Genomic DNA, 21,702 nt, shown 5'->3' on the forward strand with positions numbered 1-21,702 from the left:
GGGGGTCGCGATGACCATGTACCCGCCGCCTGTCGGCCGACCTGCCTCCGCCACCCCGGTGCACGACTATCTGGCCGCCGGCCCGCATCCCGGCGTGCCGGACGGATACGTGGTCATGCCGGCGCAGCTGGTGGCGTCGATGCCCCTGCCGTGGCAGCAGGCGATGGTCCAGATCCTCGCGGAGTTCCATCAGGCGTTCGCCCACCTCGACTGGCCGGAGTACCGGGTGGTGCCCTCGCGGCGCGAGCGGCTCGTCAACCTCGACGAGGAGCAGCTGGCCGAGGTCGGCTACCTCGTGGAGATGGACGCCGAGGGGGAGCTGGTCTACCGCGAGCGTGGCGGCAAGCGGATCGAGAACCCGGAGGAGACGGAGGTCCTGGTGTCCTGTTCGGACCCGATCCCGTCGCAGTTCCGCAACGCGACCGAGGACACGCCTCCCCGCGGCTTCCCGGCGCAGCAGTCCTGGCGCTAGGCGTCCTTGCCGCGTAGTTGCGGGGCCTGCTCGGCGAGCATGTCGAGCTGGGTGCGCACCTGCACGAAGTCGGAGTCGTCGCGCAGGTCGAGGACGATCGCGGCCGCGCGCTCGGTGGTCTCCTCGAACGACTCCTTCGCCTCGCGCAGCCGCTCCAGCACCTGGTACACGGTCTCGCCGGGCGCGGCCGTCTCGGTCGGTTCCAGGCTTTCCCCGAGTCGCGCCAGCCGCAGCGCCTCGGCCAGCTCGGCGTCCAGGGTCTTGCCGATGCCGGCCAGCCACTCCCGGCCCGGGCCGTCCGAGAGCGTGGCCACCACCTGGTGGTATCTGGCGACCGACCGCGCGCACGCCTCGTAGAACCGGGCCCAGCGGCCGTCCGGACGCAGGCCGTGGCTCGTGACCGCGGTCCGCTTCGTGGACTGCCGGCGCTCGAGCGCGGCGACGCGCTCGGCCCTGCTCGGCGAGCGCAGCCACGACCGCGCGGCGAACTGGGCGGGCAGCCCGATCAGCGCACCCAGGCCGGCGCCGATCGGGACGAACACGATCAGCGCGGCGACGAAGTTGGTGGCCGCGGAGCTCTCCGGGTCGGGCGTGGCCGCGAACAGCACCGCCGCACCGATCATCACGATGGCGCCGAGCAACGCGAACACGAGCCAGCCTGCCCGCGCGATCGCGTGTGCGACCGGGCCGCCCCGCACCACCATCCGCCTTTCCCAAGACCGCTGCCGGGGTCGGCGTCGCGTCATCTGTCACCTCCGCGATCCGTTGGACGTACCACGCGCCGTGCTCGCTCCATTTCTGTCGGTGCACCCGGTTAAGGTGCGGGCCATGGTGGTCAGGACCGACGCTGCCGGGGTCGACTTCGCCCCCATCCGGGACGAGTTCGCACTGCCCGGGCAGTTTCCCGGACCGGTGCTCGAGGAGGCCGAGCGGGCCGTGTCCGAGGGCGTCGCGCGCGCCGGCCGGCTCGACGCCACCGACCTGCCGCTGGTCACGATCGACCCGGCCGGCGCGAAGGATCTCGACCAGGCGATGCTCGTGGAGCGGCGCGCCGGCGGGTTCCGGGTGCACTACGCGATCGCCGACCTGGGCACGTTCGTCACGCCCGGCGGCGCGCTCGACGCGGAGGTGCGCCGCCGCGGCCAGACGCTGTACCTGCCGGACGGCAACGTGCCGCTGCACCCGACCGTGCTGAGCGAGGGCGCCGCGAGCCTGCTGCCCGACCAGGTCTGCCCGGCCGCGCTGTGGACGCTCGACTGCGCCGCCGACGGCGAGCTCACCTCGGCCAACGTGCGCCGCGCGCTGGTCCGCTCGGTCGCCCGCTTCGACTACGACACCGTGCGGGCCGCGCTCGCCGCCGGCGCGCCGCACCCGTCGCTCGCGGAGCTGCCCGCGTTCGGCAGGCTGCGCCGCGAGCGGGCGGTGAGCCGGGGCGCGGTCGAGCTGCAGCTGCCCGACCAGGAGGTCGAGCCGGACGGGCAGGGCGGCTGGCGTCTGGCGCTGCGCCCGCACACCGACGTCGACGCGTGGAACGCGGAGGTCTCCCTGCTCACCGGCATGGCCGCGGCCAGGCTCATGCTCGACGCCGGTGTCGGCGTGCTGCGGACGCTGCCCGAGGCCGACGACGGTGCCGTCCGCTGGCTGCGCCGCTCGGCCCGCTCGCTCGGCATCGCGTGGCCGAGGGAGACGACCGCGGCCGAGCTGCTCGCCGGCCTCGACCCGGCCCAGCCGGAGGCGCTCGCGCTGTTCATGGACGCCACCCGGCTGCTGCGCGGCGCCGCGTACACGGTCTTCGACGGGACCGAGCCCGAGCTCACCACGCATGCCGGGCTGGCGGCGTCGTACGCGCACGTCACCGCGCCGCTGCGGCGGCTGGTCGACCGGTTCGGCACGGAGATCTGCCTCGCGCTGTGCGCGGACGAGCCGGTGCCGGAGTGGGTGCGCGAGGCGTTACCCGCCCTGCCGGAGCTGATGGCGGGCTCGGACGCGCTGGCCGCGCGGGTCGACAAGGCGTGCCTGGACCAGGTCGAGGCGTGGGTGCTCGGCAACCGCATCGGCCTCGAGTTCGACGCGATCGTGCTGCGCGCGGACGGCGGCTCGGCCGAGGTGTTTCTCACAGATCCTCCAGTCATCGCCAAGTGCGGTGGGGAGAATCTGCCGGAAGGTGAGACCGTGCGGGTACGCCTCGTGCGAGCGGACGCGCGGGCGCGGAAGGTGAGCTTCGAGCGGGCCTGAGGAGGCTTTCACGTGACCGACGTGACCGACGTGACCGAACTGACCGTTGGTGTCTTCGGCGGGACCGGCCCGCAGGGCCGCGGGCTGGCGTTGCGCTGGGCGCGGGCGGGCATCGACGTGGTGCTGGGCTCGCGCAGCGCCGAGCGCGGCGAGGCCGCGGCCGCGGAGGTGCGCGCGCTGGCGGGCGACGTGCGGTGCCGTGGGCTGGACAACAGGGACGCCGCGGCGGCCGCCGACGTCGTGCTGGTCGCGGTGCCGTGGGAGGGGCACGCCGCACTGCTGGAGTCGCTGCGCGACGAGCTCGTCGGCAAGATCGTGATCGACTGCGTCAACCCGCTGGGCTTCGACAAGCAGGGCCCGTTCGCGCTGCCGGTCGCGGAGGGGAGCGCGGCGCAGCAGGCGGAGAAGCTGCTGCCGGAGTCCCGCGTGACGGCGGCGTTCCACCACGTGTCGGCGGTGCACCTGGCGGACCTGTCGATCGCCGAGATGGCCACCGACGTGCTCGTACTGGGCGACGACCGCGAGGCGACGGACGTCGTGCGCGCACTCGCCGACGCGATCCCCGGCATGCGCGGGATCTACGGCGGCCGCCTGCGCAACGCACACCAGGTCGAGGCGCTGACCGCGAACCTGATCGCGATCAACCGGCGGTACAAGGCACACGCCGGGGTCCGGATCACGGACCTGTGATGGAAGCCTTGCCGCCGGGTGCGGACACCTGGACCGAGGACGAACGCGAGCTGGCGGAGATCGTGCTCGGCGGCGAGACGATCGTGGTCAACGTGCGCAAGGGCGGCCCGCACAAGCATCTGGTGCCGTGGCTGGTCGAGGCCGGCCTGCTCACCTACATCGGCCGCGCGGGCCGGCGGCATTCGTGGCCGGCGTCGGACTGGGGCAACCCGTTCGTCGGCCTGCGCGGGAACCGCCCGGAGATGGTGCGCCGGTACCGCGAGTGGCTGCCATCCCGGACGGGGCTGATGGAGCGGCTGCGGGCCGGTGAGCTGACCGGCCGGGCGCTGGGCTGCTGGTGCGCGCCGGAGCCGTGCCACGGGGACGTGCTGGCGGAGCTGGCCGCGGATGCACGTCGATGACCTGGGCGAGCCGGTCCCGCTGACCGGCCCGCCGCGGACGGTGGTCAGCCTGGTCCCGTCGCTCACCGAGGCGATCGAGGCCAGCCGCCCGGGCCTCGTCGTCGGCGCGACTGACTACTGCACCCATCCGCCGGGCCTCGACGTGCCCCGGGTGGGCGGCTCGAAGTACCCACGCGTCGAGGACGTGTTGTCGCTGCGCCCGGACCTGGTCGTGGCGAACGCGGAGGAGAACCGCCCGGAGGACGTGGAACGCGTCCGCGCGGACGGAATCCCGGTGTGGGTGACCGAGGCGGCCGCGACCGTGCCGGAGGGGCTGGGTTCGGTGCGCCGCCTGCTGACCCAGGGCCTGGACATCCCCGAGCCGTCGTGGCTGGTGGAGTCGGAAGAGCTGTGGCGCGAGGTGCCACCCAGCCACCTGACGGCGATCGTCCCGGTGTGGCGCCGCCCCTGGGTGGTCGTGGGCAGGGACACCTTCGCGGGCGATCTCCTGCGGCGGCTGGGGGTGACCAACGCCTACGCCGACCACGCGGACCGCTATCCAAGACCGAAGCTGGAAGCCTTGCGCGCCAAGGACTTCGACGTGGTCGTCCTCCCGGACGAGCCGTACGAGTTCACGGAGGACGACGGCCCGGAGGCATTTCCCGGCAAGAGGTACGTGCTCTGTTCCGGCAGGCACCTGACCTGGTGCGGACCGTCTCTTGTGGACGCTCACGCGGCACTGTCGGACGCGCTGGCCGGGAAGGACTGACCACAGGCGGGCAAGCTAGCGTCGATCGCGGAACTCATCTGTCGCATCCATCAGGGCATCCAGGACTCCACGATCGGTCACCGCATGACCGGCATGCGGCAGCAGCTGCAGCGTCGAGTCCGGCCAAGCCTGATGCAGGTCCCAAGCCGTGACCGGCGGGCAAACGGCGTCGTACCGCCCCTGCACGATCCGTCCCGGGATCCCGGCCAGCTTGCCCGCGTCCCGAACGAGCTGATCGGGTTCCAGCCACCCGCCGTGCACGAAGTAGTGCAACGCGATCCGCGCGAACGGCACCGCGAAGGCCGGGTCCGCGTAGGTCGCCACCAGGTTCGGGTCCGGCACGAGCGACACCGTCGCGCCCTCCCAGTTGCTCCACGCCGCCGCGGCCCGGGCGCGCACCGCCGGGTCCGGGTCGTTCACCAGCCGGTGATAGCCCGCCAGCGGATCACCGGAGGGCACCAACGACACGAAAGACGCCCAGGCCTCGGGGAACAGATGACCCGCGCCGCCCCGGTACATCCAGTCCAGCTCCCGCTCCCGCAGCAGGAACACCCCGCGCAGCACGATCTCGCTCACCCTGTCCGGGTACCGCTGCGCGTACGCCATCGCCAGCGTCGCGCCCCACGAGCCGCCGAACAGCTGCCAGCGGTCGATCTCCAGGTGCGCCCGCAACGCCTCCATGTCCGCGACCAGATGCCACGTCGTGTTGGCGGACAAGTCCGCGTCCGGGTCGACGACCGACGGCGTGCTCCGGCCGCAGCCGCGCTGGTCGAACAGGACGATCCGGTACGCGGCCGGGTCGAACAGGCGCCGCTGCAGGGGCGAGCTGCCGCTGCCCGGGCCGCCGTGCAGGAACACCACCGGCTTGCCATCCGGGTTCCCGCTGACCTCCCAGTAGATCCGGTGGCCGTCACCGACTCCGAGCATGCCCGACGCGTGCGGGTCCACCGGCGGGTACAGGAAGCGCATGGGCACAGTTTCGCGGATCCTCGTGCGAGGTGTGGTGCGGACTAAGGTGACCTCAGGGGACCGTGACGGAGGCGGGTTGGTGCGGTTCGGCAAGGTGACCTCGAAGCGCGGCGAGTTCGTCCGCCAGCCGAACCGGTTCACCGACCGGATCACCGCCGACGGCTCGTCCGGGTGGAAGGCGGAGCCCGGCCGGTACCGGCTGGTCGTGAGCCGCGCCTGCCCGTGGGCGCACCGCTCGATCATCGTGCGCGGGCTGCTCGGGCTCGAAGACGCCATCTCGCTGGCCGTCGTCGACCCGATCCGCGACGACAAGGGCTGGCGGTTCACCCTCGACGAGGGCGATCGCGACCCGGTGCTCGGCATCGGCTACCTGGCCGAGGCCTACCTCGCGACCGACCCCGGCTACGGGGGCCGGGTGACCGTGCCGGCCGTCCTGGACGTCGAGTCCGGCCGGGTGGTGACCAACGACTACCCGCAGATCACGCTGGACCTGTCCACCGAGTGGCGCGCGTTCCACGGCCCGGGCGCGCCCGACCTGTATCCGGAGGCGCTGCGCCAGGAGATCGACGCCGTCATCGAGCCGGTCTTCCGCAACGTCAACAACGGCGTCTACCGGGCCGGGTTCGCGCGCGGCCAGGAGGCCTACGACGCGGCATACGACGCGCTGTTCGCCGAGCTGGACCGGCTCGCCGAGCGCCTGGCGAACCAGCGCTACCTCGTCGGCGACCGGATCACCGAGGCCGACGTCCGCCTGTTCACCACGCTGGTCCGCTTCGATGCCGTCTACCACGGCCACTTCAAATGCAACCGGAACAAGCTGACCGAGATGCCGGTCCTCTGGGCCTATGCCCGCGACCTGTTCCAGACGCCCGGCTTCGGCGAGACCGTCGACTTCGACCACATCAAGCGCCACTACTACGCCACCCACGAGGCGATCAACCCGACGCGGATCGTGCCGCGCGGCCCGGACCTGTCGGGCTGGTCCGAGCCGCACGGCCGCGGCTGAGCCCGCGTCAGCGGTCCGCCATCGACGAGTACGTGAGCTTGCCACCCGGCCGGTACACGCAGATGACCGCGCCGCCGGGAGTGGCGTGCGACTCGACGAGCTCGAGTCCGGTCGGCACCACGCCGTCGGCGAACAGCCGCTTGCCGGTACCCAGCACCAGGGGGTAGATGATCAACCGGTACTCGTCGACCAGGCCGTGCCGGATCAGCGTCTGCGCGAGGTCACCGCTGCCGATGACGTGGATCTCGCCGCCCGGCTGCTCCTTCAGCTTCACCACCGCGCCCGGCACGTCGTCACCGAGCAGCATGGAGTTCTGCCACTCCACGGACTTCAGCGTCCGCGAGGCCACGTACTTCGGGATCGCGTCGAACTTGCGGGCGATCTGCGCGTCCGGGTGGTCGTCGGGAACGTGCGGCCAGAACCCGGCGAAGATGTCGTAGGTCTTGCGGCCGAGCAGCAAACCCTCGGTCTTCGCGATCCCCTTGCCGACGAACTCGCCGGTCTCGTCATCGAAGAACTGGCCCTGCCAGCCGCCGTGGGTGAAGCCGCTCTCCGGGTCCTCCTCCTGGCCGCCCGGTGCCTGCATCACGCCGTCCAGGGTCAGGAAGGTGTCGACCACGATCGTGCTCATGAGTTCTCCTCCGGTGTCGTTCGGTTCCTGCCCACGCGTCGGTCGGCGCGGCGCCGGATCGACAGACCGCCGGAGAAAATCGGGCCGCCCCGCTGGCGGGGGCGGCCGATCGTGGTTCTCGAGTCAGGTTTCGACTCGGGTTCCGGCTCAGTGGAAGACGTGCTCCGGACCGGGGAACTGGTGGCCGCGGACCTCGGCGGCGAACTGCTCGACCGCACCCGCCATCACGCCCGCGAGGTCGGCGTAGCGCTTGACGAACCGCGGCGCCTTGCCCCGCCGCAGGCCCATCATGTCCTGCCAGACCAGCACCTGCGCGTCGCAGTCCGGGCCGGCACCGATGCCGATCGTCGGGATGCGCAGCTCGTGGGTGATCCGCTTGGCCACCTCGGCCGGCACCATCTCCATGACGACCGAGAACGCACCGGCCTCCTCGAGCGCGTGCGCGTCCTCGACGAGGTCGTCGCCCGCGTCGCCGCGGCCCTGCACCCGGTAGCCACCCAGGTTGTGCTCGCTCTGCGGGGTGAACCCGATGTGCCCCATGACCGGCACGCCGGCCGTGGTGATGGCCTTGACGTGCGGCGCGAAGGCCCGCCCGCCCTCGAGCTTCACCGCGTGCGCGTGGCCCTCCTTCATCATCCGGACCGATGTGGCGAGCGCCTGCTCCGGGGAGAGCTGGTAGGACCCGAACGGCAGGTCGGCAACCACGAGCGCCCGCTTGACCGAGCGGGTCACCGCGCGGACCAGCGGCACCATCTCGTCCAGGGTGACCGGCAGCGAGGACTCGTAGCCATAGACGTTGTTCGACGCGGAGTCGCCGACCAGCAGCACCGGGATCCCGGCCTCGTCGAACAGCTCGGCGGTGTACATGTCGTACGCGGTGAGCATGGGCCACGGCTCGCCGCGCTCCTTCAGCTCCCGCAGATGATGGATGCGCACCCGCTTCGCGGGCTTGGGCGCCGCACTCGGCCCGGTGCCGTACGGGGCCGCCACCTCGCCGCCCGGACCAGCGGTGTCTGCTGACGTCATTGTCGACCGTCCTTCCCTCGAGGCCCGCGTACGCGGGTCCCCGGGTGTTCGTGGATGGTTACGACCCCAGCGTCGCACCAAGCGAGCGTGTATACACCGCGCTGCGACGAGCTTCACACGGTCGCGCGATCCCGATTCGAGCGCTTCTGTGCACGCGGCTTGATCGTCCGTGCAGCGCGGTCCGGGGCGGGCAACTGCGTCGCGCCCGGACCGTCATCCCGGGTGCGGAGACACCGACAGGGATGAGGGAACCGGCATGGACACCAAGACGCGGATAGCGGCATCGGTGCTGGTCACAGCTGGCGCGATGCTCGTGCTCGCCGGGTGCGGGCTGCGGCCGGAGGCGAGCGCGCCGCCGAGCACGTCCGGGAGCGCGCAGCCGCCCGCGAGCTCGGGGGAACCGGCCACCGCCACCGTGGTCGTCGTCGAGCGGCCCGACGGTGAGCAGGGCGCCGGACCGCGGCCGTGCACGCGGCTGGACGTCGAGCCCGAGCTGGCCGTCGGCGACCAGCCGCCCGGGCAGGAGTCGTGGGACACCACGCTCTACGTGACCAACGTCAGCACCGACACCTGCCGGCTCGAGGGCACGAGCGGCCTGCACTTCTACGCCGAGACCGGCGCGCCGATCGAGCGCGACCAGAAGGCGCCGGAGGGCGACGGTCCGGCCGACGACCCGGTCGTGGTCGGGCCGGGGGAGAGTGCCGAGATGCACGTCCACTACGGGTCCGCGCCCGAGGACACCGCCTCCGGCCATTGCCCGTCGCCGACCTCGGCCGGCGTGCTGCTGCCCGGCGACTCGCAGGAGCTCGAGGTCGCGCCGCCCGAGGACTTCGACTCCATGCCACCGCTGTGCGGCGAGGAGATGCAGGTCAGCCCGTGGGCCGCCAGCGTCCGCTGACGCTCACTTGCCCTCGCGCCACGCGTTGGTGATCGGCAGCCGGCGGTCCCGCCCGAACGCCCGGAAGGTGATCTTGGTGCCGGGCGGGTACTGCCGCCGCTTGTACTCGGCGGCGTCGACCATCCGCAGCACGCGGTCGATCAGCTCCGGCGCGAAGCCGGCGGCGACCAGGTCGCCGTAGCCCCGGTCGCCCTCGACGTAGTCGTCCAGGACGCGGTCGAGCAGCGGGTAGTCGGGCAGCGAGTCGGTGTCGACCTGGCCGGGCCGCAGCTCCGCGGACGGCGGCTTGCTGATCGAGTTCTCCGGGATCGGGGCGTCGCCCTGCTCGTTGCGCCACCGGGCGAGCTCCCAGACCAGCGTCTTCGGCACGTCCTTGATCGGCGCGAACCCGCCGACCGCGTCCCCGTAGATCGTGGAGTAGCCGACCGCGAGCTCGGTCTTGTTGCCGGTCGCGAGCACGAGGTGGCCGTGCTGGTTGGACAGGCCCATGAGCGTGACGCCGCGGCAGCGGGCCTGGACGTTCTCCTCGGCGAGGCCGGTCAGCCCGAGCTGGGCGGTGAAGGTCGCGACCATGTCCGCGATCGGCTGCACCTGGTAGTGCAGGCCGGTCCGCTCGGCAAGGTCCTGCGCGTCGGACTTCGAGTGCTCGGAGGAGTAGACCGACGGCATCGAGACGCCGTGCACGTTGTCCGCGCCGAGCGCGTCGATCGCGAGCGCCGCGCAGACCGCGGAGTCGATCCCGCCGGAGAGGCCGAGCACGACCGACCGGAAGCCGTTCTTGCGCACGTAGTCGCGCAGGCCCAGGACCAGTGCGGACCAGACCTCGGCGAGCTCGGACAGTGGCTCGGCCGGTTCCGGTATGCGCAGCGGCTCGTAGGCGGGCAGCGGCTCGTCGTGCAGCGTCCGGCGGGTGACGGTGAACTCGCCGATGGGGCCCTCGTCGCGGGTGGCGCCGGCGGGCAGGTCGAGGTCGACGACCGCGAGGTGCTCGACGAACTGGGGCAGGCGGGTCAGCAGCGTCCCGTCCGCGGCGACGACCATCGAGTCGCCGTCGAAGACGAGGTCGTCCTGCCCGCCGACGGAGTTGACGTAGACGAGCGGGGCGCCGGCCTCGGCCGCGCGCCGGGCGACGAGCGGCAGGCGGACGTCGTCCTTGTCGCGCTCGTAGGGGGAGGCGTTGGGGGAGACGACGAGGTCCACGCCGGCCTCGCCCAGCGCGGAGATCGGACCGCCCTCCTGCCAGATGTCCTCGCAGATGACCATGCCGACCTCGGCGCCGTGGATGCGCAGGATGTCGAGCGTCTGGCCGGGCTTGAAGTAGCGGCGCTCGTCGAAGACGCCGTAGTTGGGCAGGTGGTGCTTGAACTGCGTGGCGACGACCCTGCCGCCGTGCAGGACGGCGACCGCGTCGCGGGGCCCGGCCTCGTCGCGGTCGAGGTAGCTCACGACGCTCGCGACGTCGCCGCAACCGGACTCGGCCAGCTGGGCGGCGAGCGTGGTCAGCGCCTGCTTGGACGCCGCTGCGAAGGACTCCCGCAGGGCGAGGTCCTCGACGGGGTAGCCGGTGAGCACCATCTCGGGGAAGACGACCAGGTGCGCGCCGGCCTCGTGCGCGCGGCGGGTCCACTCGGCGACCAGCGCCGAGTTCCCGTCGAGATCCCCGACAGTGGCATTGACCTGTGCCAACGCGATGCGCAGTTGAGCCATACCACCATCCTCGCACAGTTTTCGCCCCCAAGGCGAAAAGTATGACTTGTCCCGCTGGGATACCCGTCCGACGCCCGGCTACGACCCGCGACGAACTCACCCGCGACCCGGATCCGCCCGCGACCGGACGACCGGAGAATCCGCGAGCTGTCCACAACCGGTCCGGTTGTCCACAGCCCACGGCCGCCGGCCCGATTCCGTCGGACCTCCCGGATAGCCTGAAACCAGGGGTCCCCCAGGGCGACGCGGACACCTCTACGCCGGCGCGTTTGCATTCGCATCCACGGCGCGGCCGGCCGCTCGCGGACCCGGACGCTCGTGGAAGTGTGGCGAGACGGTCAGCGGCGGGCGCCGCCCCGCACCTTCTTGATCATGGCGCGGACACGCTGCAGTGCCTGCTCCGCGTCGGTGTCGAAGGGGTTGTCGTGGACCATGTACGTCCACGTCGCCGATGGGCGGCGCAGGCCCTCCGCTTCGAGGTTCGCGCCCGAGGCGGTGATCTCCACCGTCTTGAGCGTCTTCGCCGACCGCTCCGCTATCTCGTCGGAGATCTTGCGGAACTCCGGGATCGCGGTGCGGTGGAACTCGTCGATCGGGGTCTCCTTCGCGAGCGCGCGCAGGTGGATCGACTCGCGCACGTCCGCCAGGAACGCCAGGTGCTCGGTCCACCGCTGGTCCAGGTGGAACAGCATGATCTGCCGCGCGGCCCGCTCGAGCACGTCGTCGTCGTGCGACTCCGCCAGCTCCGACCAGCGCTCCGACGCCACGGCCGCCATCTCGGTCGCCGCCAGGTCGGTCCGCAGCAGCTCGTCGCGGTACTCCAGCAGCACCTTCCGCTGGTGCTCGATCAGCCGCGTGTACCGCCACGTGTTGCGGTGGATCTCCAGCTGCACGCCCTCGGAGACCTTCTGCGCGTGGTCGACGAACCGCTGCGTCGTCGGGTCCGCGAGCCGGCCGTCGTCGTCCGGCTTGTCGCCCGCGGTGGCGTCCGGCGCGTACTGCACGACCTGGTCGTCGGCGAGCGACGCGAACATGACCGACCCGCCCGGGTCGCCCTGCCGCCCCGACCGCCCGCGCAGCTGGTCGTCCAGCCGCGACGACTGGTACCGCCCGGTCCCGATGACCAGCAACCCGCCCAGCGAGGCGACCTTGTCGTGGTCCTCCGGCGTGTCCGTGCCGCCCAGCCGGATGTCGGTGCCGCGCCCGGCCATCTGCGTCGACACGGTGACCGCACCGTGCGCGCCGGCCTCCGCGACGATCGCCGCCTCCTGCGCGTCGTTCTTCGCGTTCAGCACCACGCACTGCACGTCGGCCTCGGCGAGCATCTTCGCCAGCCGCTCGGACTCCGCCACGTCGGCGGTGCCGATCAGGATCGGCCGCCCCGTGGCGTGCGTCGAGGCGATCTCGGCGACGATCGCCTTCTCCTTGTGCTCGACCGTGTCGTAGATCCGGTCCGCCTCGTCCTCGCGGACGCACGGCTTGTTCGGCGGGATCACCGCGACCCGCAGCTCGTAGAACTCACGCAGCTGCTCGGCCACCGCCGACGCCGTGCCGGTCATCCCGCACACCGTCCGGTACCGGCTGATCAGGCCCTGCACGCTGATCGAGTCCAGGACCTCGCCGCTTTCCGTCGGCCGCAGCCGCTCCTTGGCCTCGACCGCCGCCTGCAGCCCGTCGGGCCACCGCTGGCGCAACGCGATCCGCCCGCGCGAGGAGTTGATCAGATGGACCTTGCCGTCCCGGACGATGTAGTCGACGTCGCGCTCGAGCAGCGCGTGTGCGTGCAGCGCGGCGTTGACCGCGGCGAGCCGGTCGCTGTGCTCGCCCGAGTACAGGTCGACCCCGCCGAGCGCCTTCTCCACGATCTTCGCGCCGCGCGCGGTGAGCCAGGCGTTGCGGCCGTCCTCGTCCCGTTCGTAGTGCGCACCGGGCCGCAGCGTGCGGACGATCTTGGCGACCTCCGGGTCGGCCTGCGTGTCCTCCGCCGAGCCCGCGAGCACCAGCGGCACCTTGGCCTCGTCGATGAGCACCGAGTCCGCCTCGTCGACCAGCACCACGTCCGGGTCCCGGCCGACCATGTCCGCGACGTCCGTGCACAGCCGGTCGCGCAGCACGTCGAAGCCGATCTCGCTGACCGACCCGTACGTGACGTCCTTCGCGTACGCCGCGTGGCGCTCCTCCTGCGTGGAGGTCTGGCCGACCCAGCCGACCGAGACGCCGAGCAGCTCGTAGACCGGGCCCATCCACTCCGCGTCGCGGCGGGCCAGGTAGTCGTTCACCGACATCACGTGCACCGGCCGGCCCTGCAGCGCGTACCCGGCCGCGGCCAGCGCGCCCGCGAGCGTCTTGCCCTCACCGGTCGCCATCTGCACCACGTGCCCGGCCAGCAGCTCCATCGCGCCGAGCAGCTGCACGTCGTAGGGCCGCTCGTCCAGCGCCCGCACCGCCGCCTCCCGGCCGAGCGCACACAGCTCGGCCAGCTCCTTCTCGCCGAACGGGTCGGCCTCGCGCAGCTTCGCCGCCGCCGCGGTGAGCTCGGAGTCGGACAGCTTGCCGACCTTCTCCTCGCGCCACTCGACGGACTTGAGCAGCTCCTTGTAGTGGGAGATGTCGACGGTGGCCGGACGATCCAGGAACCGGCTGAACCGGTCCTTGACGCGCCGCATGAACGCCGCCACCCGACGCTCACCTCCTCGCTGTCCCGATTACCTGTACTGCCCTGACGGTAACGGTGGAACCGACCTGAATGGTTCCAACCAACCCAACAGCCTATTCACACCCCGATGGGAGGATCGGGCCCGTGACCACATCCCGCCGGTTCGCTGCCGTTCTCATGCTCGTCGCCCTCGCGGCGGGCTGCACGTCGACGGTGGCGGGAACGTCGGGGCCAAGACTGCCGTTCGCCGAGACCAAGGGCCCCGCCGGGGCCGTGCCGGACGGGCTGGACGAGTTCTACGGACAGAAGCTGACCTGGGAAGGCTGCAAGAAGTACGCGACCGGCGACTACGACGCCGAGCCGCTGTCCGACAAGTCCGTTCAGTGCACGCATCTCACGGTTCCGTTGGACTACGCGGACCCGGGCGGGCCGACGATCCGCGTCGGCGTGCTGCGCAAGCCGGCCACCTCGCGGTCCGAGCGGATCGGCTCGCTGCTGGTCAACCCGGGTGGCCCGGGCGTGGCCGGCCTGTCGACCGCGGTCTCGACCGCCAAGGCCAACGAGGATCTGGCGGCCCGGTTCGACTTCGTCGGCTTCGACCCGCGCGGGGTCGGCTCGAGCGAGCCCACGATCGAGTGCCTGACCGACGAGGAGACCGACGCCGAGCGCGCCGACGACAGCGAGCTCGACACGTCGCCGGACGGCACCGCGAAGGTCGAGCGGCAGGCGAAGGACTACGCCGGGAAGTGCGTGGAGCGCACCAGGTACGGCAAGGAGATGCTCGAGAACATCGGCACGCGCGACGTCGTCAAGGACATGGACGTGCTGCGCTCCGCCCTCGGTGACGACAAGCTGACCTACGTCGGGTTCTCCTACGGCACCCGGATCGGCAGCGCGTACGCCGAGGCGTTCCCGAAGAACGTGCGCGCGCTCGTCCTCGACGGGGCCGTCGACCCGACGCAGAACCAGATCGACTCCACGGTCGCGCAGGGCGCCGGATTCGAGAAGGCGTTCGGCGACTTCGTGGCGTGGTGCGTCAAGCGCGACGACTGCGCGCTCGGCAGCGACAAGGACGCCGCGCAGGGCAAGTTCTCCGACCTGATCCGCCCGCTCGCCGAGCACCCGGTCGACGTCGACGGCCGCCCGCTGTCCTATGAGGACGCGACGACCGGCGTCGTGCAGGCGCTGTACTCCCAGCAGCTGTGGGAGAACCTGAACACCGGGCTGAACGAGCTGCGCAACCAGCAGGGCCGCACGCTCATGTTCCTCGCGGACCTGTACCTGGAACGCGGCCAGGACGGCACGTACACGACTACGCAGGACGCCTTCACCGCGATCCACTGCGTCGACGACCCGCGCATCACCGACCCGAAGCAGATCAAGGACCTGAACACCCGGTACAAGAAGGCGGCCCCGTTCCTCGACGACGGCAACCCACCGGGCACGGCGCGCGACGCGTGCGCGTTCTGGCCGGTGCCGGAGACTTCCAAGCCGCACGTGCCGAAGGTCGAGGGCGTGCCCCCGGTCCTGGTCATCTCGACGACCAACGACCCGGCGACGCCGTACCAGGCGGGCGTGGCCCTCGCGAAGGCGCTGAAGGGCGGCCTGCTGACCTACGAGGCCACCCAGCACACGATCTTCCTGCAGGGCAACAGCTGCGTCGACGACGCGGGCGCGAAGTACCTGATCGACCTGCGGCTGCCGAAGGAAGGCACCCGCTGCGAGCCGTAGCGGGTCAGCCGGTACGTCGGCCGCCGATCAACAGGGCCACCACCGCACCCGCGACGCAGACGAACGACGTGATCAGGAAGATCTCCGTGTACTGGGTCAGCAGCGCGTCGTTCACCGCCGCCCGGTAGGCGGCCACCTCGCGCGCCGCCTCCGCCGGCGACTTGCCGAACGGCAGCGGGGTGTTCAGCGACGCCGTCAGCGTGTGGAACCGGTGCAGGCCCCATGCCGCCAGCGCGGCCACGCCGACCAGCATGCCGGTCATCCGCGCGACCACCACGCCCGCGGCCGCGACCCCGTGCTGCGCCGCCGGCACCACGCGCAGCGCCGCGGCCGACAGGGGAGCGATCACGAGGCCCAGCCCCAGGCCCGTGACCGCGAGGTCGACGTCGAGCCGCGGCAGCGAGAACAACCCGAACGAGTGGCGCGCCGTGAGCACGTCCACCGGCCAGCCCGAGATCAGCAGGAACCCCAGCGCCGCCACGAGCAGGCCACCGACGGCCGGCCACCGGTCGCCGAACCGTGCCGCCAGCCAGCCGCCGAGCAGCGCACCCACGGGCAGCGCCACCAGGAACCGCACGAGCAGCAGCACGCTGCCGCGGTCGTCACGCCCCAGCAGCGTCTGCGCGAACAGGTCCACGTTCACCAGCGTGACCATCAGCGCCGCCCCGGCCGCGAGGCTGGCCCCCAGGCACGCGAGGAACGGCCGCAGCGCCACCCCGCGCGTGTCGATCAGCCGCGTGCGCGCCCGGTACTCCCACACCACGAACGCCACGAGCACGACCAGCGCGGCCGCGAGCAGCGGCACGCCCCACGGCGGCAGCACGGTCTCGCGCGGCGACGGGTTGTACAGCCCCACCACCGCGAGCCCCAGGCACACGGCGAGCAGCGCTGCGCCGACGACGTCCACGGGCGCGCGCGGCACCCGCCGGGCCGGCACCGTGAACTGCACCGCCGCCATCGCCAGCAGCGCCAGCGGCACGTTCACCCAGAAGACCCCGCGCCACCCGGCCACCGCGGCGATCGCGATCCCGTACAGCGGGCCGAGTACCGAGCCGAGCTCCTGCGCCGCCCCGACAGCGCCGAGCACGGCCGAACGGCGGTGCTCCGCCCACAGGTCCGCGACCAGCGCCATCGTCACCGGCAGCAGCGCGCCGCTCGCCACGCCCTGGATCACCCGGCCGGTCACCAGCAGGAACAGGTCGCCGGACACCGCGGTGACGACCGAGCCGGCGAGGAAGCCCGCCAGGCACGCCTGCAGCAGCAGCTTGCGGCCGAACCGATCCGACGCCTGCCCGAGCAGCGGCATCGCGGCGACGTAGCCCAGCAGGTAGCCGGTGACGACCGGCGTGATCCGCTCCAGCCGGTTCACCGGGATCTGCAGGTCGTCGATGACCTGGCGCAGCAGGCTGACCACGACGTAGGTGTCCAGCGCGCCCAGAAGGACCGCGAGTCCGCCCGCCCCGATGGCGATCGCCCGCCCGCGCAGCACGGGGGAGGGGGCCGAGACGGATGGGGTCACTGCGGCGCCGTGATGTCGACCGGCTTGTCCACATCGGACAGCGTGACGTCCACGGTGGGCGAGCCGTCCACCGGCACCGCGACGCTCGCCTTCACCGGCTGGTGGTCACCGTCGCGCTTGAGCCAGAACGTGATGTCCACATCGGAGTCGACGCCCGGCACGAGGTCGGCGACGACGTCCTTGGCCGCCCTGCCCTTCACGCGGTAGGTCGGGACGCCGGCGACGTCCTCCTCGGCCTCGGTGTTGGGGTCCTGGACGTTCGAGAGCACGTTCGCGATGCCGCGGTCCGGGTCGAGGATCGCCGCCGGGTCGTACAGGCTCGCGATCAGCGACGCGGGCAGCTCCTGGAAGCCACCGGTCGGGCCCTTGATGTACGCCTTGTCCCCCACGATCACGAACTCGCCCTCGAACAGGCTGCCGAACAACGTCATCTTCACGGTGCCCTGCGCCGCGCCGGACTTGCCGCCCTCGCGGGTCAGGTCGCCCTCGGCGCTCTGCACGTCCAGGCCCGGCACCTTGCCGTTGACCGTGAGCGTGAAGTGGGCGCTCTTGATGTCCGCCGTGGACTTCGCCGCGTCCTGGAGCAGCCCCTTCGCGTCCGGTAACGAGCTGCCCTCCGCGCCGCCCTCGTCCGACGTGCACGCGGACAGGGCCGTCGCGAGAAATGCGAGCAGGGCGACCAGGAAGCGGCGCATGACCATGCCGCGCATCGTAGAACCGTCATGCTGAGAGCGGCTCCGCCTTGTCCGAATCGCAGTCAGCTTGCCCGGAAGGTCTTCCGGTAGGCGAGCGGGGAGACACCGTGCGTGGCGCGCATGTGCTGGCGCAGTGACGCGCCGGTACCCAGGCCCGACCGCGCGGCGACCGCGTCGACGGCCAGGTCGGTCGACTCCAGCAGGTGCATGGCGTGGCGAACCCGCTGCTGGGTCAGCCAGGTGCCCGGCGACTGCCCGGTCTCCGCGCGGAACCGCCGGGAGAACGTGCGCACGCTCATCCGGGCGTGCCCCGCGAGCGAGGCGAGGTCGAGCGGCTCGTGCAGCCGGCGCAGCGCCCACGCCCTGGTCGGCGAGGTCCCGTCGGCACCGCTCTCGGGCACGTGCCGGTCGATGAACTGCGACTGGCCGCCCTCCCGCCACGGCGGCACCACGCAGTAGCGCGCGACCCGGTTGGCCACGTCGCTGCCGTGGTCGGCGCGCACGACGTGCAGGCACAGGTCCACGCCCGCGCCGAGCCCGGCCGAGGTCAGCACGTCGCCGTCGTCGACGAACAGCACGTCCTCATCCAGCTCCACCTTGGGGTAAAGCTCGCGGAACTTCTCCGCGTGCGCCCAGTGCGTGGTCGCCGGCCGCCCGTCGAGCAGCCCCGCCGCGGCGAGCACGAACGCGCCCGTGCAGATCGACATGATCCGCGCGTCCGGCCGGATGGTCGCGAGCGCCGCGGCGAGCTCGCCGGGCAGCGTGCCCTCGAACCGCGGCCCGGCGATCTTCGTACCCGGGATGATCACCGTGTCCGCCTCGGCGAGGATCTCCGCGCCGTGGTCCGGCACGATCGTGTACCCCGCGAGCACGCGAATGGGTGATTTGTCGAGCCCGCAGACTCGCACGTCGTACACCGGATCGCCATTGGCGCCGGCGGCTTCCCGGAAGATCGTCGGCGGGATCACGAGGTCGTAGCCGATGACGACGTCCAGCGCGAGCACGGCGATGCGATGCGGACTGGCCATGGCCGGATTCTTACACATATTGGCGATCTGGCCACTCGCCATCGGGCGACCCCATCGCTGACGCTAGGACGCGACACGCACGATTTGCGGGGCTGCCAACCGCACCTAAGGGGAACGGGACGCGAACCAGCCACAAGTGCGCACCAAGACGGACGGACTGACCAACGTGACCACAAGGGTGAATTCCGGGGTGACGGGACAGTTGCACTGGGCCTGGCTCGTCGCGGCGGTCTCGTTCATCACGCTGATCGGCGCGGCCGGCTTCCGCGCGGTGCCGAGCGTGCTGATCGACCCGCTGCACGAGGAGTTCGGCTGGTCGCGCACCACGATCTCGGCCGCGGTCTCGATCAACCTCGTGCTGTTCGGGGTGATCTCACCGTTCGCGGCGGCGCTGATGGACCGGCTCGGCATGCGCCGCGTGGTCGCCGGCGCGCTCGTCCTGGTCGCCGCGGGCAGCGGGCTCACGGTGTTCATGACCGCGAGCTGGCAGCTGCTGTTGTGCTGGGGCGTGCTGGTCGGCGTGGGCACCGGCTCGATGTCGATGGCGTTCGTCGCCACGGTCACCGGCCGCTGGTTCGTCCGCCACCGCGGCCTCGTCAGCGGCATCCTCACCGCCGCGGGCGCCACCGGCCAGCTCATCTTCCTGCCGCTGGTCGCGGCGCTGGCCACCGCGCAGGGCTGGCGCGTGCCGGCCCTCGTCGTGGCCGGCGCGGCGCTCGCGGTCGTCCCGCTGGTGCTCGCGTTCCTGCGCGACGACCCGAGCGACGTCGGCACCACGGCGCTGGGCGCGACCGGGACGAGCGTGCCGCTCGTGGTCACGGGCAGCAGTGCCGCGCGGGCCGTGCGGGTGCTCCGCGAGGCCGCCCGGACGCGGACGTTCTGGCTGCTCGCGGGTGGCTTCGCGATCTGTGGCGCGTCGACGAACGGCCTGGTCGGCACCCACTTCGTCGCCGCGGCGCACGACCACGGCATGCCGCACACGACCGCCGCGTCACTGCTCGCGCTGGTCGGCATCTTCGACGTGGCCGGCACGATCCTCTCCGGCTGGCTGACCGACCGGCTCGACCCGCGCGTGCTGCTCGGCGGCTACTACACGCTGCGCGGCCTGTCGCTGATGGTCCTGCCCGCGCTGTTCGCACCGGACACGCAGCCGAGCATGTGGGTCTTCATCATCTTCTACGGCCTGGACTGGATCGCCACCGTCCCGCCGACGGTCGCCTTGTGCCGCAACAGGTTCGGCGACGCCGGGCCGGTCGTGTTCGGCTGGGTCTTCGCCTCGCACCAGGTCGGCGCCGCGCTCGCCGCGGTGGGCGCCGGCGCGGTCCGCGACGTGCGGGGCAGCTACGACCTGGCGTGGTTCATCGCGGGCGGGCTGTGCGTCGCAGCGGCCCTGCTGTCGCTCTCGATTCGTCCGATCCGGGATCCGAGCAGGGTTGAAACACGGCGTTAACACGATCTACCTAGGCTGCCGCCATGGATCGACAGCAGGAGTTCGTGCTGCGCACCCTCGAGGAGCGCGACATCCGGTTCGTGCGCCTCTGGTTCACCGATGTGCTGGGCTTTCTCAAGTCGGTGGCCGTCGCACCCGCCGAGCTGGAGGGCGCCTTCGCGGAGGGCATCGGCTTCGACGGCTCCGCGATCGAGGGCTTCGCCCGCGTCTACGAGTCGGACATGGTCGCCCGCCCCGACCCGGCGACGTTCCAGGTCCTGCCGTGGGAGAACCCCGAGGGCCACCACTACGCGGCGCGGATGTTCTGCGACATCGCGATGCCGGACGGCTCACCGTCGTGGGCTGACCCGCGCCACGTGCTGCGCCGCGCGCTCGCCAAGGCCAGCGAGTCCGGGTTCACCTGCTACGTGCACCCCGAGATCGAGTTCTTCCTGCTGTCGGACACCTTCGACGACGGCCGTGAGCCGGTCCCGGCCGACAACGGCGGGTACTTCGACCAGGCGAGCCACGCGAAGGCCACGCACTTTCGCCGGCACGCCATCGAGACGCTCGAGGCGATGGGCATCTCCGTCGAGTTCAGCCACCACGAGGGCGCGCCGGGCCAGCAGGAGATCGACCTGCGCTACGCGGACGCCCTGACCATGGCCGACAACGTCATGACGTTCCGGTACGTGGTCAAGGAGGTCGCGCTCACCCAGGGCGTGCGGGCCACGTTCATGCCCAAGCCGTTCTCCGACCAGCCCGGTTCCGGCATGCACACGCACGTCAGCCTGTTCGAGGGCGACCGGAACGCCTTCTACGAGGGCGAGGACCCGTATGAGCTCTCGACCGTCGGCAAGGCGTTCGTCGCGGGCCTGCTGAAGCACGCGCGGGAGATCTCCGCGGTGACCAACCAGTGGGTCAACTCCTACAAGCGCCTGATCGTGGGCGGTGAAGCCCCGTCCGCGGTCTGCTGGGGTCACGCGAACCGGTCCGCCCTGGTCCGCGTGCCCATGTACTCACCGGGTAAGGCGTCCTCCCGGCGGGTGGAGATCCGGAGCCTGGACACGGCCTGCAACCCCTACCTCGCGTACGCGGTGATCCTGGCCGCCGGTCTCAAGGGGATCCGCGAGGAGTACGAGCTGCCGCCGGCCGCCGAGGACGACGTCTGGTCGCTCACCGACGCCGAGCGCCGTGCCGCCGGGTACGCGCACCTGCCGCAGAACCTGGGCGAGGCGCTCGCGGAGATGGAGAGCTCGGAGCTGCTCGCCGAGACGCTCGGCGAGCACGTGTTCGACTTCTTCCTCCGGAACAAGCGGAACGAATGGGACGCCTACCGGCGCTCGGTGACGCCGTACGAGCTCCGCACGCTGCTCCCGCTCCTGTAGAAAACACGCCGCTGACCAGCCGATTTGACTTTGTGGGGACGCGGTCGCTAACTTTCTCCACGTCGCACGACGCGACGGACGGGCGAGGAAGTAGCGAACCAGACCCGGACGGCGCGACCGCCGAAGCCCCTGATACACTTCAGTGGCCGGCAAGGAGCTGGGCCGAGCGAGTTGACATCGCGAAGCGGACCAACTAACGTGTTGCGGCGCAGGATCCGGTTCTCCTCCCAAGCGAGGCCGTGCCGGCCTCCCAAGTAGGGAGTGACGGATCCAACCAAAGCAGGAAACCAAGCAGACGCCCTTCTGATCGTTCCGTTCATTCGGTTCGTGACGGGTGTGCGTGTGTTGTTTGAGAACTCAACAGTGTGCCGAATATGATGCTAGTGAGCTTGTGCCTGGGCTTTTGTGGTTCAGGTTTGCTGGGATGTTTTCTCTCTTGATGCATTGTTGGAGAGTTTGATCCTGGCTCAGGA

19 protein-coding genes are annotated in these 21,702 nt (G+C 71.5%); 10 read left to right on the forward strand and 9 right to left on the reverse strand.

The window, feature by feature from the left end; translation table 11 throughout:
- Positions 1 to 10 precede the first annotated feature (10 nt).
- Positions 11 to 472 carry a hypothetical protein gene (locus VH969_RS28815; RefSeq protein WP_331979895.1) on the forward strand — a complete coding sequence of 154 codons (462 nt, stop codon included), beginning with the start codon at positions 11 to 13 and terminating at the stop codon, positions 470 to 472.
- Here the strand turns inward: VH969_RS28815 and VH969_RS28820 are convergent.
- Positions 469 to 1,176 (reverse strand): hypothetical protein, encoded by a 708-nt coding sequence (locus VH969_RS28820; RefSeq protein WP_331979897.1) that lies wholly within the window; start codon positions 1,174 to 1,176, stop codon positions 469 to 471. The genes VH969_RS28815 and VH969_RS28820 overlap by 4 nt on opposite strands.
- 124 nt (positions 1,177 to 1,300) lie before the next feature.
- Here VH969_RS28820 and VH969_RS28825 point away from each other — a divergent pair, with 124 nt between their 5' ends.
- From VH969_RS28825 to VH969_RS28840, 4 genes are read left to right on the forward strand one after another with little or no spacing between them, the layout of a single operon-like run.
- Complete coding sequence (locus tag VH969_RS28825; RefSeq protein WP_331979899.1) at positions 1,301 to 2,707, forward strand: RNB domain-containing ribonuclease; 1,407 nt, start codon at positions 1,301 to 1,303, stop codon at positions 2,705 to 2,707.
- Positions 2,708 to 2,728: 21 nt separating this feature from the next.
- Positions 2,729 to 3,397 (forward strand): NADPH-dependent F420 reductase, encoded by a 669-nt coding sequence (gene npdG, locus VH969_RS28830; RefSeq protein ID WP_331979937.1) that lies wholly within the window; start codon positions 2,729 to 2,731, stop codon positions 3,395 to 3,397.
- The gene (locus VH969_RS28835; RefSeq protein ID WP_331979901.1) at positions 3,397 to 3,798 is read left to right on the forward strand and encodes a DUF4326 domain-containing protein; all 402 of its coding nucleotides are present in this window, start codon (positions 3,397 to 3,399) and stop codon (positions 3,796 to 3,798) included. Before npdG ends, VH969_RS28835 begins: the two co-directional genes overlap by 1 nt.
- On the forward strand, positions 3,785 to 4,546 hold the full coding sequence (locus tag VH969_RS28840; protein WP_331979903.1) for a helical backbone metal receptor: 762 nt from the start codon (positions 3,785 to 3,787) through the stop codon (positions 4,544 to 4,546). The genes VH969_RS28835 and VH969_RS28840 overlap by 14 nt, the downstream gene beginning before the upstream one ends.
- Before the next feature lie 15 nt (positions 4,547 to 4,561).
- Here VH969_RS28840 and pip read toward each other — a convergent pair whose 3' ends face one another.
- Positions 4,562 to 5,515: a prolyl aminopeptidase gene (gene pip, locus VH969_RS28845; RefSeq protein WP_331979905.1), complete on the reverse strand. Its 954-nt coding sequence runs from the start codon at positions 5,513 to 5,515 to the stop codon at positions 4,562 to 4,564.
- 79 nt (positions 5,516 to 5,594) lie between these two features.
- On the opposite strand from pip, the gene VH969_RS28850 reads away from it, so the two are divergent.
- Positions 5,595 to 6,521, forward strand: a complete 927-nt coding sequence (locus VH969_RS28850; protein ID WP_331979907.1) for a glutathione S-transferase family protein — start codon at positions 5,595 to 5,597, stop codon at positions 6,519 to 6,521.
- Between the two features lie 7 nt (positions 6,522 to 6,528).
- Here the strand turns inward: VH969_RS28850 and VH969_RS28855 are convergent, their stop codons facing one another.
- Both VH969_RS28855 and panB read right to left on the reverse strand, forming a co-directional pair.
- Entirely contained in the window at positions 6,529 to 7,152 is a 624-nt protein-coding gene (locus VH969_RS28855; RefSeq protein ID WP_331979909.1) for a dihydrofolate reductase family protein, read from the reverse strand.
- A gap of 147 nt (positions 7,153 to 7,299) precedes the next feature.
- Positions 7,300 to 8,178 carry a 3-methyl-2-oxobutanoate hydroxymethyltransferase gene (gene panB, locus VH969_RS28860; RefSeq protein ID WP_331979911.1) on the reverse strand — a complete coding sequence of 293 codons (879 nt, stop codon included), beginning with the start codon at positions 8,176 to 8,178 and terminating at the stop codon, positions 7,300 to 7,302.
- 256 nt (positions 8,179 to 8,434) lie between these two features.
- Here panB and VH969_RS28865 point away from each other — a divergent pair, with 256 nt between their 5' ends.
- Positions 8,435 to 9,076, forward strand: coding sequence for a DUF4232 domain-containing protein (locus tag VH969_RS28865; protein WP_331979913.1), 642 nt, complete (start codon positions 8,435 to 8,437; stop codon positions 9,074 to 9,076).
- A gap of 3 nt (positions 9,077 to 9,079) precedes the next feature.
- On the opposite strand, the gene VH969_RS28870 is transcribed toward VH969_RS28865, so the two are convergent.
- Complete coding sequence (locus tag VH969_RS28870; RefSeq protein WP_331979915.1) at positions 9,080 to 10,783, reverse strand: NAD+ synthase; 1,704 nt, start codon at positions 10,781 to 10,783, stop codon at positions 9,080 to 9,082.
- A gap of 338 nt (positions 10,784 to 11,121) precedes the next feature.
- The gene (gene secA2, locus VH969_RS28875; RefSeq protein WP_331979939.1) at positions 11,122 to 13,449 is read right to left on the reverse strand and encodes an accessory Sec system translocase SecA2; all 2,328 of its coding nucleotides are present in this window, start codon (positions 13,447 to 13,449) and stop codon (positions 11,122 to 11,124) included.
- 167 nt (positions 13,450 to 13,616) lie between these two features.
- On the opposite strand from secA2, the gene VH969_RS28880 reads away from it, so the two are divergent.
- Positions 13,617 to 15,170: an alpha/beta hydrolase gene (locus tag VH969_RS28880; RefSeq protein WP_331979941.1), complete on the forward strand. Its 1,554-nt coding sequence runs from the start codon at positions 13,617 to 13,619 to the stop codon at positions 15,168 to 15,170.
- 4 nt (positions 15,171 to 15,174) lie between these two features.
- On the opposite strand, the gene VH969_RS28885 is transcribed toward VH969_RS28880, so the two are convergent.
- From VH969_RS28885 to VH969_RS28895, 3 genes are read right to left on the reverse strand one after another with little or no spacing between them, the layout of a single operon-like run.
- A complete protein-coding gene (locus VH969_RS28885; RefSeq protein WP_331979917.1) occupies positions 15,175 to 16,689 on the reverse strand; it encodes an MFS transporter in 1,515 nt (504 codons plus the stop codon).
- Positions 16,686 to 17,399: an LppX_LprAFG lipoprotein gene (locus tag VH969_RS28890; protein ID WP_331979919.1), complete on the reverse strand. Its 714-nt coding sequence runs from the start codon at positions 17,397 to 17,399 to the stop codon at positions 16,686 to 16,688. Before VH969_RS28890 ends, VH969_RS28885 begins: the two co-directional genes overlap by 4 nt.
- Positions 17,400 to 17,446: 47 nt before the next feature.
- Positions 17,447 to 18,412: a GlxA family transcriptional regulator gene (locus tag VH969_RS28895; RefSeq protein ID WP_331979921.1), complete on the reverse strand. Its 966-nt coding sequence runs from the start codon at positions 18,410 to 18,412 to the stop codon at positions 17,447 to 17,449.
- Between the two features lie 190 nt (positions 18,413 to 18,602).
- On the opposite strand from VH969_RS28895, the gene VH969_RS28900 reads away from it, so the two are divergent.
- Positions 18,603 to 19,862, forward strand: coding sequence for an MFS transporter (locus VH969_RS28900; RefSeq protein WP_331979925.1), 1,260 nt, complete (start codon positions 18,603 to 18,605; stop codon positions 19,860 to 19,862).
- A gap of 23 nt (positions 19,863 to 19,885) precedes the next feature.
- Complete coding sequence (locus VH969_RS28905) at positions 19,886 to 21,229, forward strand: glutamine synthetase family protein (RefSeq protein ID WP_331979927.1); 1,344 nt, start codon at positions 19,886 to 19,888, stop codon at positions 21,227 to 21,229.
- Positions 21,230 to 21,702: the final 473 nt, after the last annotated feature.

The organism is Actinophytocola sp. (genome assembly GCF_036555685.1).
Classification (GTDB): Bacteria; Actinomycetota; Actinomycetes; order Mycobacteriales; family Pseudonocardiaceae; genus Actinophytocola.

Coding starts and splice junctions, on each gene's coding strand:
- VH969_RS28820 (WP_331979897.1), bottom strand. CDS start 1,176: ATGGTGGTGCGGGGCGGCCCGGTCGCACACGCGATCGCGCGGGCAGGC.
- secA2 (WP_331979939.1), bottom strand. CDS start 13,449: ATGCGGCGCGTCAAGGACCGGTTCAGCCGGTTCCTGGATCGTCCGGCC.
- VH969_RS28890 (WP_331979919.1), bottom strand. CDS start 17,399: ATGCGCGGCATGGTCATGCGCCGCTTCCTGGTCGCCCTGCTCGCATTT.
- VH969_RS28905 (WP_331979927.1), top strand. CDS start 19,886: ATGGATCGACAGCAGGAGTTCGTGCTGCGCACCCTCGAGGAGCGCGAC.
- VH969_RS28855 (WP_331979909.1), bottom strand. CDS start 7,152: ATGAGCACGATCGTGGTCGACACCTTCCTGACCCTGGACGGCGTGATG.
- pip (WP_331979905.1), bottom strand. CDS start 5,515: ATGCGCTTCCTGTACCCGCCGGTGGACCCGCACGCGTCGGGCATGCTC.
- VH969_RS28870 (WP_331979915.1), bottom strand. CDS start 10,783: ATGGCTCAACTGCGCATCGCGTTGGCACAGGTCAATGCCACTGTCGGG.
- VH969_RS28835 (WP_331979901.1), top strand. CDS start 3,397: ATGGAAGCCTTGCCGCCGGGTGCGGACACCTGGACCGAGGACGAACGC.
- VH969_RS28895 (WP_331979921.1), bottom strand. CDS start 18,412: ATGGCCAGTCCGCATCGCATCGCCGTGCTCGCGCTGGACGTCGTCATC.
- VH969_RS28880 (WP_331979941.1), top strand. CDS start 13,617: ATGCTCGTCGCCCTCGCGGCGGGCTGCACGTCGACGGTGGCGGGAACG.
- VH969_RS28865 (WP_331979913.1), top strand. CDS start 8,435: ATGGACACCAAGACGCGGATAGCGGCATCGGTGCTGGTCACAGCTGGC.
- VH969_RS28825 (WP_331979899.1), top strand. CDS start 1,301: ATGGTGGTCAGGACCGACGCTGCCGGGGTCGACTTCGCCCCCATCCGG.
- panB (WP_331979911.1), bottom strand. CDS start 8,178: ATGACGTCAGCAGACACCGCTGGTCCGGGCGGCGAGGTGGCGGCCCCG.
- VH969_RS28815 (WP_331979895.1), top strand. CDS start 11: ATGACCATGTACCCGCCGCCTGTCGGCCGACCTGCCTCCGCCACCCCG.
- VH969_RS28840 (WP_331979903.1), top strand. CDS start 3,785: ATGCACGTCGATGACCTGGGCGAGCCGGTCCCGCTGACCGGCCCGCCG.